Below are 13,056 nucleotides of genomic sequence, written 5' to 3' on the forward strand. Positions count from 1 at the left end.
CAAAATAACGGGGGAGACGCTGAACATGACGCGGCTCGTAGTGTGTTTGCTTAGCCTACCGGTCCTGGCTTTTTCAGCCTTGGCCTTTTCGACAACCGCCACCGCCGAGACCTGGAAATTGGCGCCGGGCGAGACCAAGACCTACTACGATGTGGACTTCACCCGTGTGGACCAGTCCAGCGGACTGATCGTCACCCGCATCGCCGAGGGCAAGGCCAATGGGCCCTACCGCAGCTGGCCCGCCAGCAAGGGTCCCATCCTCGTCTTCGCCCTCGACTGCGGGGCGGACAAGTGGATGGACCTGGGCATGGACTTCGACGGGACCAAGGGCTTGCCCAAGGGCTGGCGCAAGGAAGCCAAGATCGAGGACATCTCCGGCGCGCTGGGCAAGGCCGGCAAGCTGGTGTGCGAGACCAAGGATACGCTGCCGAAGGTGGAACTGCCTTAGGGGGCCGCTAACGCCTGTCATCCCGGACAAAGCGCAGCGAAGATCCGGGACCGCCATAAGCGCCGCGCTTGCGGCGATCCCGGCTCGGCGCGCTACGCGCTTGGCCGGGATGACAGACTATTGAACCACCCCTCGCAACTTCTCCGGATTGCGCATGGTGTAGACCGCCGCGATGCGCCCGGCTTCGATCTCCAGGCCCACGGTCTGGAACACGACGCCGTCGGCCGACAGCACCAGGCCCGGCTGGCCGTTGATCCGCGCCAGGCGGACCACGGTTCCCTCGGGCGGCGGCCACTTGCGCCGCACCCCGGTAATCAGGGCGACGGCCTTGGCGAGACCCTTCACGGGGTTGAGGTTGGCGCTGACCACCCCGCCGCCGTCGGCGTGCATCACCACGTCCTCCGCCAGCAGGTCTCGCAAGGCGACCTCGTCGCCGGTCATCACCGCCTGCAGGAACGCCGTGGTCAGCCGTCGCTCCTCGTCGACGCTGGGCGCATAGCGCGGCCGATCGCGGCGCACGTGCTCGCGGGCCCGCGAGGCCAGCTGACGGCAGGCGGTTTCGCTGCGGCCCAGGGCGGCGGCGACCTCGGCGAAGGGCGTGTCGAACACGTCGTGCAGCAGGAACGCCGCCCGCTCCAGCGGGGTCAGGCGCTCCAGGGCCAGCAGGAAGGCCACCGACAGGTCGGCGTCCCCGCCGGCCTCGAAGTCGGGCTCGACCACCGGCTCGGGCAGCCACTCGCCGACATAGATCTCGCGCCGGGCGCGGGCCGACTTCAGCCGGTCCATCGCCAAGCGGGCGACCACACGATTCAAATAGGCGCCGGGCTCCTCGACCTCGGCGAGGTCGACCTTGCGCCAGCGTAGCCAGGCGTCCTGGACCACGTCCTCGGCCTCGGCCCGCGAGCCCAGCATCCGATAGGCTAGGCCGGTCATGGCCGGGCGCCGTTGCTCGAAGATCGCGTCCGCCCCGATGGATCTTGGCGTCATGCCCGCACCGCCACCGCCTCTCCGCCCACATTGACCCGCGAGCAGGCCTTGCCGTGGCCCATCGCGTATTTGATCGTGGGATAGACCCGCGACGAGGCGATGGCGAGGGCGATCGCCGCCAGGCCCTTGGTACCCCAGCGCTCCAGCACCGCGTCGCGAAGCGGATCGGCGGTCTCCAGATCCCGGTCCAGCGAGGCCCTGGCGAAGCGCCAGGCCAGGCTTGCGTCGGGCCCCATCAGAGCGTGGTCGCCGGTCAGGATCCCGCGCAGTACGTCGGCGGGCACATGGTTTTCCTCCGCGATCTTGACGCCGATCTGGACGCAGGGGCCACAGTCCTCGGTCAAGGTCGCCACCAGCCCTGCCGCCGCGATGGCCGCCGCCGGCGCGCCCTCGCGGAAGCTCGCCAGGGTCTGCACGCCCTGAAACGCCTTCAGCGCCTTGGGGCTGGCGTCCAGCAGGTCGCGGACATAGCTGGCGTCGTAGTCGTAGCGCTTCTCCAACTGGCCGATCGCGGCGGCCATCATCGCCTTCATCATTTCAGAGCTCCTTGGGGCGCCGGAACGCGACGACCGCCAGGCCGATCGTCAGCAGGGTGGGCAGGAAGACGCCCGGAAAGTCGCGAGCCAGCAGCGGCCACGGCGGCCCGCTCCCGCAGAAGGGCGTGATCAGGTGGATCAAGGCGTGCGCACCCTGGAACGTCGCCGCCACGGCCACGGCGCCGGCGTGGCGGCGCAGGTCCAGCGCGCCCAGCAAGGTCCCGACGCCGCAGGCCAGATAGGTCGCCCCGATGTCGCGGACGAAGTGGTCGTTGAACGGCCCGGTCTGGATCACGCCGGGGATCGTCAGGTACCAGGGATACGGCGCGGCCAGCATCACCAGGCCGTTGCCCAGGAAGATGATCGTCAAGGCTATTGCGATCCAACGTGTCATGTCCGCCCTCCTTCATGTCGACGAAGGCAGGACGAGACAGGCCACGCGGACGTGACATGGCCTGGCGAGAAAATCGCTCCGAAGGCCGTTAAGCCTGTCGAATCAACGGCGCCTTGCCATCCCGCCTGTGGACGATTAGGTTCCGCGCCCGTTCTTTCACACCGTCGACCTACCGCTCCGCCGCCGGATTTTTCGGCCGGCGTCGACGGCTTTCATTGAGGATAGTCCGCCCGTGGCCACGCCTTCCGCCCTCCTGAACGTCATGATCGACGCGGCTCGGAAAGCCGCTCGCGGCCTCGCGCGCGACTTCGGCGAAGTCACCGAGCTGCAGGTCTCCAAGAAGGGCGCGGCCGACTTCGTCACCAACGCGGACCTCAAGGCCGAGCAGACGCTGTTCGAGATTCTGGAAAAGGCGCGTCCCGGCTACAGCTTCCTGGGCGAGGAGCGCGGCATGATCGAGGGCACCGACAAGACCCACACCTGGATCGTCGACCCGCTGGACGGCACCACCAATTTCATGCACGCCATCCCGCACTTCGCGGTCAACATCGCCTTGCAGCGCGAAGGCGAGGTCGTCGCCGGCGTCACCTTCAACCCGATCACCAACGACCTGTTCTGGGTCGAAAAGGGCAAGGGCGCGTTCCTGGGCGCCGAGAAGCGCCTGCGCGTCGCCGCCCGCCGTCACCTGGACGAAAGCGTCCTGGCCACCGGCATTCCGTTCGCCGGCAAGCCCGGCCACGGCCAGTTCCTGAAGGAGCTGCACCAGGTCAGCCAGAAGGTCGCCGGCGTGCGCCGCTTCGGCTCGGCCGCCCTGGACCTGGCCTGGGTCGCCGCCGGTCGCTTCGACGCCTACTGGGAGCGCAACGTCCAGCCGTGGGACGTCGCGGCCGGCGTGCTGATGGTCCAGGAGTCGGGCGGCAAGGTCACCACGATCGACGAGGACGACGGCGACGTCGTGCAAGGCAAGTCGATCCTGGCCAGCAACCAGGACCTCTATCCGCTGATCCTGGAGAAGCTGCGGGCGGCTTGATCCTCCAAAACTGTCATCCCGGACAAGCGCGCAGCGCGCCGATCCGGGACCGCCGGAAGCTCTGAGCATGGTGCGGTCCCGGATCTTCGCTGCGCTACGTCCGGGATGACAAGGCAAGGGTAGCCAAACCGTCACATCCGGGCGCTAAATCGCCGCCCATGACCTTGCTGACCCGTCGCGCCATGACCACCGCCGCCCTCGCCGGCACGCTGCTGCCCGGCTTCGCCAGCGCCCGCCAGCGCATGCCGATCGTCATCGGCCACCGAGGCTGCAGCGGCGAGCGGCCCGAGCACACGGCGCTGTCGTACGAACGGGCCATCGACCAGGGCGCCGACTTCATCGAGCCCGACCTCGTCCCCACCAAGGACGGCCATCTGGTGGCCCGCCACGAGAACGAGATCGGCGGCACGACCGATGTCGCCAGCCGCCCCGAGTTCGCCGCCCGCAAGGCGACCAAATCCATCGACGGCCAGTCCATCACCGGCTGGTTCGTCGAGGACTTCACCCTGGCCGAGATCAAGACCCTGCGAGCCCGCGAGCGGCTGCCGCAGCTGCGTCCGGCCAGCGCCGCCTTCGACGGTCAGGCCCAGATCCTGACCTTCGACGAAGTGGTCGCCATCGCCAAGGCCGGAACCCGCCGCACGGGCCGGACGATCGGCGTCTATCCGGAGCTGAAGCATCCCAGCTATTTCGCCAGCATCGGCCTGCCGACCGAGGATCGCCTGGTCGCCCTCCTGAAGGCCCACGACCTGAATTCGGCGACCGCTCCGGTGTTCGTGCAGTGCTTCGAGGTCGGCCCGCTGAAGCGCCTGAAGGCCAAGACCGCCGCGCGCCTCGTTCTGCTGGTCGACGGCGCCGGCGGCCCCGCCGACCTGCCGGGTGTCAAGTATGCCGACCTGATCACCGCCCAGGGCCTGAAGGATGTGGCGGTCTATGCCGACGGCCTGGGTCCGAACTGGAGCCTGGTCGTTCCCAATGACGGCCAGACGCTGCTGTCGCCCACCAGCCTGGTCAAGGACGCCCATGCCGCCGGCCTGCAGGTCCATCCCTGGACCGTGCGGGCCGAGAACTACTTCTTGCCCGCCAGCCTGCGGAAGGGCGACGCTCAGAGCCCGGCGTTCCTGGCCCAGCACGGCGACGTGGCGGCGGTGTTCAAGGCGCTGTACGCCGCCGGAGTCGACGGCCTGTTCAGCGACTTCCCCGGCCTGGCCGTGGCGGCGCGCGCCGAGGCTTGACGGCGATCGGGCGAAACTGAATCTCGCCAGTTGGCGGTCCGAGGGAAAATCGTTCCTCGATCTTGCGGAACCAGGGTGCGGCGGTGCAGCGTGCGGCCGAACGACATCGTCCCGGGGAAGCCCATGAAAATCCGCCACGCCCTTTCCGGCGCCGCCTTGGCCGCCGCTCTGCTGCTGGGCGCGCCAGCCTTCGCCTCGCCGGGCTCGGACCTTCTGGACAGGATCGCCGTCGATTTCGTCCGACTGACCCTGGAGGCCGGCGAGCGCGAGCCGGGCTATGTCGACGCCTACTACGGCCCCTCGGAGATGCAGGACGCCGCCAAGCTGGCGCCGCGGCCCGTTTCGGTGCTGCGCAAGGAAGCCGACCGGCTGCAGCTGCTGCTGGCCAAGGTTCCCGACAAGGACCTCTCCGCCGACCAGCGCCGCCGCAAGCTGTTCCTGAAGGGCCAGGTCAAGGCGGCCCAGACGCGCCTGGCCATAATCGCCGGCGACAAGTTCAGCTTCCAGGACGAAGCCCAGGGCCTGTTCGGCATTCGTCCCGTGCTGAAGCCGCTGAAGAGCTACGACCCGATCCTGGCGCGGATCGACAAGCTGGTCCCCGGCAAAGGCGACTTGGCCGCCCGGGTCGACGCCTTCCAGAATCGGTACGTGATACCGACCGACAAGCTCGAGCCGGTGATGAAGGCCGGCATCGCCGCCTGCAAGGCCAAGACCGAAGCGCACATCAGCCTGCCCAAGAACGAGCGCTTCGACCTGTCGTTCGTCACCAAGAAACCGTGGAGCGGCTACAACTGGTACAAGGGCGACGCCCACAGCCTGATCGAGATCAACACCGACCTGCCGATCTATATCAGCCGCGCCTTGGACCTGGGCTGCCACGAGGGCTATCCGGGCCACCACGTGCTGAACACCCTGCTGGAAGAGAAGCTGACCAAGGGCAAGGGCTGGATCGAGTTCTCGGTCTATCCGCTGTTCTCGCCGCAGTCGTTCATCGCCGAGGGTTCGGCCAATTTCGGCATCGTCCTGGCCTTCCCCGGCCAGGCCAAGACCGAGTTCGAGCGCGACAAGCTGTATCCGTTGGCCGGCTTGGATCCCGCGACGGCCAAGGCCTATGGCGAGCTGCAGGACGCCAAGGCGGCGTTGTCCAGCAGCGGCAACACGATCGCGGCCGAGTACCTGGGCGGCCGCATGACCAAGGAACAGGCCGTCCTGGCCTTGATGAAATACGGCCTCTATTCGCGCGGCGCGGCCGAGAAGCGGGTGGCGTTCATCGAGACCTACCGCTCGTACGTGATCAACTACAACATTGGCCAGGACATGGTCCGTGACTACGTCTACCGCGCCGGCAAGTCCGAAGACGCGCGCTGGAAGGCCATGGAGCGCATCGTCAGCGAGCCGACCACGCCGGCGGACCTGCGGAAGTAGTCGCCTCTATCGCGAGGGGAGGGGATCACCGGACGGCTCTGTTCGTTACAGCCGGCATGGACCAGCTGGCTTCCTCCGATTTCCTGCCCATTCTGGGAGCCTTGGTCGCCGGCGGTGTGATCGGGTTCGAACGCGAGTACCGCGCGCGGCCCGCCGGCCTGCGCACCCACGTCCTGGTCAGCCTGGCCTCGGCCCTGCTGATGCTGGCCGCCGTCCACCAGGTGCGGTGGATGAACGACACGCCCGCCGAGGTGCTGCGCATCGACCCCGTCCGCATGGCCCATGGCGTGCTGACCGGCGTCGGGTTCCTGTGCGGCGGGGTGATCTTCCAGCAGGGGGTGTCGGTGCACGGCCTGACGACCGCCGCCTCCCTGTGGATAACTTCGGCGATCGGGACGCTGTTCGGCGTCGGGCTGTACGGCCTGGCCACCGTCGGCACGGTGCTGGCGGTGCTAACCCTCAGCGCCGCCCGCTGGCTGGACGCCACCATGCCGCAGAAAAACTTCACCGAGGTCGCTGTCCGCTCCCGCCGCGAGACGCCGCTGGACGAGGCCGAGTTGCGCGCCCTCCTGGCCGAGTACGACCTGAAGGGCGAACGGCTGAACCACTGCCTGCACGGCGGCGGGGCGGTGTTCGAACTGGCGGGGTCGTTCTCGGGCAAGGGCTCGCTGCGGCTGCGCGAGGTGGCGCAGCGACTGCGCGGGGACTCCCGAGTGATCGAGTTCGACATCCTGCCAAGGAAAGACTGACGGCAAGGACCGACCTTCTCCCCGTCACGCCGCGCGGCTAGACTGGCCTCATGGTCCTACGGGTTCACATCGACACCGATTGCGGCGTGGACGACGCCCTGGCGCTGACCCTGCTGGCTCGCGCGCGGCAGGCGGTCGAGGTGGTCTCGGTCTCGGCGGTATTCGGCAACACCTATGTCGACCAGGCCGCCGCCAATGCACGAGGGGTGCTGCGCCTGGCCGGCTGCGGGGCCGAGGTCTATATCGGCGCCGGCGCGGGCCTGGCCAAGCGACGGGTCGAGCGGATGCGGCCGGCCCACGGCGTCGACGGCCTGAACGGCGTCGGCTTTTCCCAGCGCTGGAAACTGCCCGAGCTGGAGCGCGGCCACTCGGCCAACTTCCTGGCCTTCGCCGCCCGCCGCAAGGTCACCGGCCTGTTCCTGGGGCCCCTGACCAACCTGGCCAAGAGCCTGCTGGAGGATCCGGCCGCCTTCCGCGATTGGCGGCCGACGGTCATGGCCGGCGCCTTCACCGTCGAGGGCAAGGCCGCCGGCGGCGCCGACTTCAACAGCTGGAGCGACCCCGAAGCCCTGCAGCGGGTCCTGGAAGCCGGGATCATGCCGCGCCTGGTCCCTCTCGACGTCTCACACCAGGTCGCGGTGACCGCCGACGACCTTTCGAATGGCGCGGTCTGCTGCGGCTCGCCGCTATCCCAGCGCCTGACCAAGGCGGCGGGGCCCTATATCGCCTTCCACCAGCAGGTCTGGGGCGGCGACGGCTGCCGGCCGCACGATGCGGTGGCCGCCGCCAGCCTGGTCGCGCCCGAGCTGTTCACGTTCGAGCCCGCGCGCCTGCGGGTGGCGGTCGACGGCGAGCACCTGGGCCGGGTCGAGCGCGTCGATGGCGCTCCGAACGCCGAGGTCTGCACGGGCCTGGACGTCGCCGCCGTCAAGCGGCTGATCCTGGGCGGCCTGTTCGGCTGGCGCGCGGTGGAAGCCGCTTAGAGGAGATGGAAATGCCCGTTCTCGCGTTGTCGCTGATGCTGCTGGCCTCGCCGGCCGGCGACTCGATCCCAGGTCTGAAGCCTCCGGTCATGCCCTCCTACACCCAGCACCCAGCCGACAACCGCCTGGGCGTCAATTTCAGCGAGCTGCGGCTGAAGACGTTCGGAGGCTACGCTGGTGAAAGGCTCGCGGCCGTGAAGTTGCGGCTCTATCGCCGTCTCGGGCCCAGCACGCTCTACGCCGATCGGCATGGTCATCTCTATGCTGACAGGGACGGCGACGGCGTGATCGACGCCGGCGCGCTCTACAATCCCGCGAGCAATCTCGTCTTGGCCGACTGGAACTGCGATGGCCGAGCCGACCAGGTCCTGGCGCACGTCAAGCTCTGAGGCCGACCGGGGAAGGCCTAGTGCGGCTGGCCCCACTGGGCCGCGCGTTCACGGACGAGGTCGCGCATGAACTGGTCCAGCTGCGCTAGGCGGCGGTCCATCTCGGACACTGGCACGCCGTTCCAGACCGCGTGATCGTAGGCCGAACGCGCCTCCCGAAGGTTTTCGCCGGCCTGGTAGCGTTCGGTTATGTAGAGAGTCTCGAGGAGCTTGGTCGGGCGGTCGATCTTCTCGTGCTTCATCGACCAGTAGCTGACCATGTACTCGGCCAGGATCCCATCGTCCGACGTACTCACCATCGTCCGTCTCCCTTGTCGTTGACGGGGAGATAGGGAGCCGGGGAGGACTTTCCAGAGGGCCATGTGATCCTTCTCCCCTTGCGGGAGAAGGTGGCGCGAAGCGTCGGATGAGGGGTTGAAAGGCCTGTCCGACACGCCGGTGCGACCCCTCACCCGACCCACTTCGCGGGCCACCCTCTCCCACAAGGGGAGAGGGAAACAGGTGACTTACTTGCCGCCCGCGTAGTCCTTGACCAGCGCGTATAGGAAATCCCGCCCGTCATAGAGCGACTTGACCCGCACGCGCTCGTTCAGCCCGTGGATGCCGTCGCCGTCCGAGCTGCCGAAGATGCCGGTGACGCCGTAGGTCGGGATGCCGGCGGCGTTGGTGTGGACACCGTCGGTGGCGCCGGTCAGCAGGATCGGCACGACCGGCACGCCGGGCCACAGCTTGGCGGCTTCCTTCTCGATCGGACCCATAATCGCGGGCGTCAGGGGCGGGGGCGGCGAGACGCTGTTGGGCTCGTGGGCCAGGGTCACGGCGACGGCGGGATCGGCGGCCAGCTCGGCCAGCTTGGCGCGGACCTCCTCGACCGGCGTGCCCGGCAGGATGCGGCAGTTGACGTTGGCCGTGGCGCGCTGGGGCAGGGCGTTGGGCGCGTGGCCGGCGCTGACCATGGTGGCCACGCACGTGGTGCGCAGCATCGAGTTCCACATCGGATCGGCCGTGACCGTCTTCAGCGCCGTCGGGTCGTCGATATTGGCCACCAGGGCTTTCATCGCGCTGGCCTGCTGGGCCGGGACACGGCCTTGCATCCGGGTGAAGTAGCCGCGCGTGGCGTCGTTGAAGCGCGGCGGAAAGCCGTAGGCGCCAATGCGATCCAGCGCCGCCGACAGCTGGTAGATGGCGTTGGCCGCCACGGGACGGCTGGAATGGCCGCCGGGGTTGGTCACGGTCAGGGTGAAATCCTGATAGACCTTCTCCCCGCCCTGGACCTCGAGCACCACCGGCTTGTCGTGCTCGTCCAGCAGGCCGTCGGCGCCCTCGTTCAAAGCGAATTCGGCGTCGACCAGCGGGCGGTGGTTCTTCACCAGGTCCTCGATGCCGTTATAGGCCTCGCTCTCCTCGCCGCAGGTCAAGGCCAGCTTGATGTCGCGCTTGGACTTGAAGCCGGCCTGTTTCAGACGGATCAGGCTGTCGACCCAGATGGCCGCCTGGGCCTTGTCGTCCGACGTGCCGCGGCCGAAGAAATAGCCGTTCTCCTCGACCAGCTTGAACGGGTCGCGCGTCCAGTCGGCGCGGTTGGCCTCGACCACGTCGATGTGAGCGAGGAGCAGCATGGGTTTGGACTTGGCGTCCGTTCCGCGCAGGACGGCGACCAGGCTGCCCTCCTTGGGATGGCCGTCAGCGACCACGACCTTGACGTCGGCTTCCGGGAAGCCGGCCGCCTTCAGCCGTGCGCCCATCGCCTCGGCGGCGGCGGTGCAGCTGCCGACCGACAGGGTGGTGTTGATCTCGACCAGCTCTTTGTAGAGGTCGCGGAAGGCCAACTGGTCGGGGCGGACATTGGCCGGCGGCGCGGCCGTCTGGGCGCTCGCCATCGCCGGACCCATCAGGGGCAGGGCCGCCAGGGCCGCCGTCGTCATCCATCCCGCCAGTTTCATCAACGCTCTCCCCAAAGGAACTTGGCTGGAAGAGAGCGCGGCCGGAGCGCCCGCGCAAGGGCCGCCGTTTACCGGTCGTTAGCAATACAGGGGCTTTTCCTCGGGCGCGGGACAGACGATGTTGCGAGAACACATGATGAACGCGAATCGCCTTCCGATCCGAATCCTGGGGCTCGATCCCGGTCTGCGCCGCACTGGCTGGGGCGTGCTGACGGTCGAGGGCTCGCGCATGAGCCACGTCGCCCACGGGGTCATCGTGCCCGACGAGAAGGCCGACTTCGCCCAGCGGCTGCTGCACCTGTTCGACGGCATCTGCGCGGTGATCGAGCAGCACGCGCCCGACGAGGCGGCTGTCGAGGAGGTGTTCCTCAACACCAACGCCCAATCGACCTTGAAGCTGGGCCACGCGCGCGCCGCGGCGCTGATCGCGCCGGCTCGCGCGGGGTTGCCGGTGGCTGAATATTCCACGCGCCTGGTCAAGAAGGCGGTGGTCGGCACCGGCGCGGCCGACAAGGCCCAGATCGGCTTCATGATCGCCCGCCTGCTGCCCACGGCGGGCAAGACCACGGCCGACTGCGCCGACGCCCTGGCCGTGGCCATCACCCACGCCAACCTGCGCGTCGCCAACCGGAGGGTGGCATGATTGGTCGTCTTCGCGGCGCGGTCGCCGAGGTCGGCGAGGAAGAAGCCCTGATCGACGTCATGGGCGTCGGCTATGTCGTCCGCTGCGGCCACCGCACCCTCCAGCGCCTGCCGGCCTTGGGCGAGGAGACCTTGCTGCACATCGAGAGCCAGTGGAGCGAGAGCGCGGGTCTGCGGCTCTACGGCTTCGCCACGCGCGAGGATCGCAAGGCCTTCGTGCTGCTGCAGGCCATTCAGGGCGTCGGGCCCAAGGCGGCCATGGCGGTGCTGGACGTGCTGTCGCCGGCCGAGCTGGCCAGCGCCGTCGCCCGCGAGGACAAGGCCGCCGTCGGCCGCGCCAATGGCGTGGGACCCAAGCTGGCTTTGCGCATCGTCACCGAGCTGAAGGACAAGCCGATCACCGACGGGCCGGTGCTGATGACGGCGCCGACGTCTTCGACCCCCTCGACGCCCGCCAAGCCCGCCCCCACCGGCGACGCCGTCGCGGCCCTGATGGGCCTGGGCGTGGCCGAGGTGAACGCCCGCCGCGTCGTCGAGGCCGCCGCCGCCAAGCTCGGCGACGAGGCCACGGTCCAGGCGCTGATCAAGGCGGGCTTGCAGGAGCTGGGCCGATGAGGCTCCCCCCACCTGACCGCTTCGCGGTCGTCCGCCCCCGAAGGCGGGCGGAAGGTTCCTTCTTCCCCCTCCGGGGGAGGAGCGCCGAAGGCGCGGAGGGGGCAAGTCGATGACCCGCGTCATCTCCGGCGAGCCGCAGCACGGCGACCAGGTCCCCGCCACCGACCGCGCCCTGCGGCCCCAAACCCTGGCCGAGTTCGTCGGCCAGGAACAGGCCAAGGGCAACCTGCGAATCTTCATCGAGGCCGCCAAAGGCCGGGGCGAGTCGCTGGACCACGTGCTGCTGTTCGGCCCGCCGGGCCTGGGCAAGACCACCCTGGCCCAGATCATCGCCCGCGAGCTGGGCGTGAACTTCCGCGCCACCTCCGGCCCGGTGCTGAACAAGCCCGGCGACCTGGCCGCGATCCTGACCAATCTCGAGCCGAACGACGTCCTGTTCATCGACGAGATCCACCGGCTGTCGTCGAACGTCGAGGAAATCCTCTATCCGGCCATGGAGGATCATGTGCTGGACCTGGTGATCGGCGAGGGGCCGTCGGCGCGCTCGATCCGCATCGACCTGGCCCCGTTCACCCTGGTGGCGGCGACGACGCGGGCCGGGATGCTGGCGACGCCGCTGCGCGACCGCTTCGGCATTCCGATCCGGCTGGAGTTCTACACCCACGCCGAGCTCAAGCACGTGCTGCTGGGCGCGGCCCGCAAGATGGGCGCGCCGCTGTCGGAAGACGGCGCGGCCGAGATCGCCGCCCGGGCCCGGGGCACGCCACGCGTCGCCGGCCGCCTGCTGCGCCGGGTCCGCGACTTCGCCACCGCCGACGGCGCGACCGTCATCGACCGCAAGGCCGCCGGCCTGGCCTTGGCGCGTCTCGAAGTGGACGAGGTGGGGCTGGACAGCCTCGACCGCCGCTATCTGCGCGCCCTGATCGAGCACTACGGCGGCGGCCCTGCCGGCGTCGAGACGATCGCCTACGCCATCGCCGAGGCCCGCGACGCGGTCGAGGACGTCATCGAGCCCTACTTGATGCAGCAAGGTTTCATCCAGCGGACGCCGCGCGGCCGGGTGGCCTGCGGCAAGGCCTATCTGCACCTGGGCCTGAAGGCGCCGCCGACGCCGCAGGGGCAGGGTGGGCTGTTCGACGAGGGCTAAGAAACCTTCTCCCAAAGGGAGAAGGAGCGGCTAAGGAAGAATCATGACGACCCCGCCCGAGCCCACCACCGGCGTCTTCGACGGCCGCGAGCATCAGCTGCCCGTTCGGATCTATTACGAGGACACCGACTTCTCGGGGATCGTCTACCACGCCAACTACCTGCGCTATTTCGAGCGGGGACGGAGCGACTTCTTCCGGATGGTCGGCATCTCGCACACCGAACTTGCCAAGGCCGACACCGCCTTCGCGATCGTCCGGATGGAGTTGGACTTCAAGCGCTCGGCCCGGATCGACGACGCCCTGGTGGTGCGCACCACCTATGATCGGATCAAGGGGCCGCGCCTCTATGTCAGTCAGCGGATCACGCGCGGCGAGGACGTGATCTGCCAGGCGGCGGGCGAGGCGGTCTGCATCACCCTGGACGGCCGCCCGCGCAAGCCGACGGCTGAAATGCGGGCGCAATTGGAGCCTTGGCTGGCGCCTGCCGAATAAACGTCATCGAATTTCGGGATCGCTCGGCGATTGTCATAGT

The 13,056-nt window shown here is 68.7% G+C and carries 16 protein-coding genes; 11 read left to right on the forward strand and 5 right to left on the reverse strand.

The genetic code is table 11. The annotated features are described in order from the left end of the window. Positions 1-25: 25 nt before the first annotated feature. Positions 26-448, forward strand: a complete 423-nt coding sequence (locus ASC70_RS03585; protein WP_056046535.1) for a hypothetical protein — start codon at positions 26-28, stop codon at positions 446-448. A gap of 117 nt (positions 449-565) precedes the next feature. Here ASC70_RS03585 and ASC70_RS03590 read toward each other — a convergent pair whose 3' ends face one another. The 3 genes from ASC70_RS03590 to ASC70_RS03600 are packed head-to-tail and all read right to left on the reverse strand — an operon-like array spanning position 566 to position 2,365. Further along, positions 566-1,435, reverse strand: a complete 870-nt coding sequence (locus ASC70_RS03590) for a sigma-70 family RNA polymerase sigma factor (RefSeq protein ID WP_056046536.1) — start codon at positions 1,433-1,435, stop codon at positions 566-568. Then, complete coding sequence (locus ASC70_RS03595) at positions 1,432-1,971, reverse strand: hypothetical protein (RefSeq protein WP_056046538.1); 540 nt, start codon at positions 1,969-1,971, stop codon at positions 1,432-1,434. Before ASC70_RS03595 ends, ASC70_RS03590 begins: the two co-directional genes overlap by 4 nt. Position 1,972: 1 nt before the next feature. After that, entirely contained in the window at positions 1,973-2,365 is a 393-nt protein-coding gene (locus ASC70_RS03600) for a hypothetical protein (RefSeq protein WP_056046540.1), read from the reverse strand. A 232-nt stretch (positions 2,366-2,597) separates the two neighbouring features. Here ASC70_RS03600 and ASC70_RS03605 point away from each other — a divergent pair, with 232 nt between their 5' ends. From ASC70_RS03605 to ASC70_RS03630, 6 genes are all read left to right on the forward strand, one after another. Further along, positions 2,598-3,395, forward strand: a complete 798-nt coding sequence (locus ASC70_RS03605; protein ID WP_056046542.1) for an inositol monophosphatase family protein — start codon at positions 2,598-2,600, stop codon at positions 3,393-3,395. Positions 3,396-3,553: 158 nt separating this feature from the next. Then, the gene (locus ASC70_RS03610) at positions 3,554-4,630 is read left to right on the forward strand and encodes a glycerophosphodiester phosphodiesterase (RefSeq protein WP_056046544.1); all 1,077 of its coding nucleotides are present in this window, start codon (positions 3,554-3,556) and stop codon (positions 4,628-4,630) included. Between the two features lie 123 nt (positions 4,631-4,753). Continuing rightward, positions 4,754-6,055 carry a hypothetical protein gene (locus tag ASC70_RS03615; RefSeq protein ID WP_056046548.1) on the forward strand — a complete coding sequence of 434 codons (1,302 nt, stop codon included), beginning with the start codon at positions 4,754-4,756 and terminating at the stop codon, positions 6,053-6,055. Between the two features lie 56 nt (positions 6,056-6,111). Then, positions 6,112-6,804, forward strand: a complete 693-nt coding sequence (locus ASC70_RS03620) for an MgtC/SapB family protein (protein WP_056046550.1) — start codon at positions 6,112-6,114, stop codon at positions 6,802-6,804. Positions 6,805-6,854: 50 nt separating this feature from the next. Beyond that, the gene (locus ASC70_RS03625; RefSeq protein ID WP_056046552.1) at positions 6,855-7,787 is read left to right on the forward strand and encodes a nucleoside hydrolase; all 933 of its coding nucleotides are present in this window, start codon (positions 6,855-6,857) and stop codon (positions 7,785-7,787) included. An 11-nt stretch (positions 7,788-7,798) separates the two neighbouring features. Further along, the gene (locus tag ASC70_RS03630) at positions 7,799-8,176 is read left to right on the forward strand and encodes a hypothetical protein (protein ID WP_056046554.1); all 378 of its coding nucleotides are present in this window, start codon (positions 7,799-7,801) and stop codon (positions 8,174-8,176) included. A gap of 17 nt (positions 8,177-8,193) precedes the next feature. Here ASC70_RS03630 and ASC70_RS03635 read toward each other — a convergent pair whose 3' ends face one another. After that, positions 8,194-8,475, reverse strand: coding sequence for a hypothetical protein (locus tag ASC70_RS03635; protein ID WP_056046557.1), 282 nt, complete (start codon positions 8,473-8,475; stop codon positions 8,194-8,196). A 207-nt stretch (positions 8,476-8,682) separates the two neighbouring features. Next, the gene (locus ASC70_RS03640) at positions 8,683-10,119 is read right to left on the reverse strand and encodes a M20/M25/M40 family metallo-hydrolase (RefSeq protein ID WP_056046559.1); all 1,437 of its coding nucleotides are present in this window, start codon (positions 10,117-10,119) and stop codon (positions 8,683-8,685) included. Between the two features lie 121 nt (positions 10,120-10,240). Between ASC70_RS03640 and ruvC the strand changes: the two genes are divergently transcribed. The 4 genes from ruvC (at position 10,241) to ASC70_RS03660 (ending at position 13,016) form a co-directional block, all read left to right on the forward strand. Next, positions 10,241-10,762 carry a crossover junction endodeoxyribonuclease RuvC gene (gene ruvC, locus ASC70_RS03645; protein WP_200939201.1) on the forward strand — a complete coding sequence of 174 codons (522 nt, stop codon included), beginning with the start codon at positions 10,241-10,243 and terminating at the stop codon, positions 10,760-10,762. After that, entirely contained in the window at positions 10,759-11,376 is a 618-nt protein-coding gene (gene ruvA, locus ASC70_RS03650) for a Holliday junction branch migration protein RuvA (RefSeq protein ID WP_047403672.1), read from the forward strand. The genes ruvC and ruvA overlap by 4 nt, the downstream gene beginning before the upstream one ends. Before the next feature lie 109 nt (positions 11,377-11,485). Beyond that, the gene (gene ruvB / locus ASC70_RS03655; RefSeq protein WP_056046564.1) at positions 11,486-12,523 is read left to right on the forward strand and encodes a Holliday junction branch migration DNA helicase RuvB; all 1,038 of its coding nucleotides are present in this window, start codon (positions 11,486-11,488) and stop codon (positions 12,521-12,523) included. Positions 12,524-12,566: 43 nt separating this feature from the next. Continuing rightward, positions 12,567-13,016 (forward strand): YbgC/FadM family acyl-CoA thioesterase, encoded by a 450-nt coding sequence (locus tag ASC70_RS03660; RefSeq protein ID WP_056046566.1) that lies wholly within the window; start codon positions 12,567-12,569, stop codon positions 13,014-13,016. Positions 13,017-13,056: the final 40 nt, after the last annotated feature.

It is taken from the genome of Caulobacter sp. Root343, from assembly GCF_001425745.1.
Lineage (GTDB): Bacteria > Pseudomonadota > Alphaproteobacteria > Caulobacterales > Caulobacteraceae > Caulobacter.

What these genes read in the sequence shown, in the direction of transcription:
- ASC70_RS03585 (WP_056046535.1), top strand. Translation starts at nt 26, where the DNA reads ATGACGCGGCTCGTAGTGTGTTTGCTTAGCCTACCGGTCCTGGCTTTT.
- ASC70_RS03590 (WP_056046536.1), bottom strand. Translation starts at nt 1,435, where the DNA reads ATGACGCCAAGATCCATCGGGGCGGACGCGATCTTCGAGCAACGGCGC.
- ASC70_RS03595 (WP_056046538.1), bottom strand. Translation starts at nt 1,971, where the DNA reads ATGATGAAGGCGATGATGGCCGCCGCGATCGGCCAGTTGGAGAAGCGC.
- ASC70_RS03600 (WP_056046540.1), bottom strand. Translation starts at nt 2,365, where the DNA reads ATGACACGTTGGATCGCAATAGCCTTGACGATCATCTTCCTGGGCAAC.
- ASC70_RS03610 (WP_056046544.1), top strand. Translation starts at nt 3,554, where the DNA reads ATGACCTTGCTGACCCGTCGCGCCATGACCACCGCCGCCCTCGCCGGC.
- ASC70_RS03615 (WP_056046548.1), top strand. Translation starts at nt 4,754, where the DNA reads ATGAAAATCCGCCACGCCCTTTCCGGCGCCGCCTTGGCCGCCGCTCTG.
- ASC70_RS03620 (WP_056046550.1), top strand. Translation starts at nt 6,112, where the DNA reads ATGGACCAGCTGGCTTCCTCCGATTTCCTGCCCATTCTGGGAGCCTTG.
- ASC70_RS03625 (WP_056046552.1), top strand. Translation starts at nt 6,855, where the DNA reads ATGGTCCTACGGGTTCACATCGACACCGATTGCGGCGTGGACGACGCC.
- ASC70_RS03630 (WP_056046554.1), top strand. Translation starts at nt 7,799, where the DNA reads ATGCCCGTTCTCGCGTTGTCGCTGATGCTGCTGGCCTCGCCGGCCGGC.
- ASC70_RS03635 (WP_056046557.1), bottom strand. Translation starts at nt 8,475, where the DNA reads ATGGTGAGTACGTCGGACGATGGGATCCTGGCCGAGTACATGGTCAGC.
- ASC70_RS03640 (WP_056046559.1), bottom strand. Translation starts at nt 10,119, where the DNA reads ATGAAACTGGCGGGATGGATGACGACGGCGGCCCTGGCGGCCCTGCCC.
- ruvA (WP_047403672.1), top strand. Translation starts at nt 10,759, where the DNA reads ATGATTGGTCGTCTTCGCGGCGCGGTCGCCGAGGTCGGCGAGGAAGAA.
- ruvB (WP_056046564.1), top strand. Translation starts at nt 11,486, where the DNA reads ATGACCCGCGTCATCTCCGGCGAGCCGCAGCACGGCGACCAGGTCCCC.
- ASC70_RS03660 (WP_056046566.1), top strand. Translation starts at nt 12,567, where the DNA reads ATGACGACCCCGCCCGAGCCCACCACCGGCGTCTTCGACGGCCGCGAG.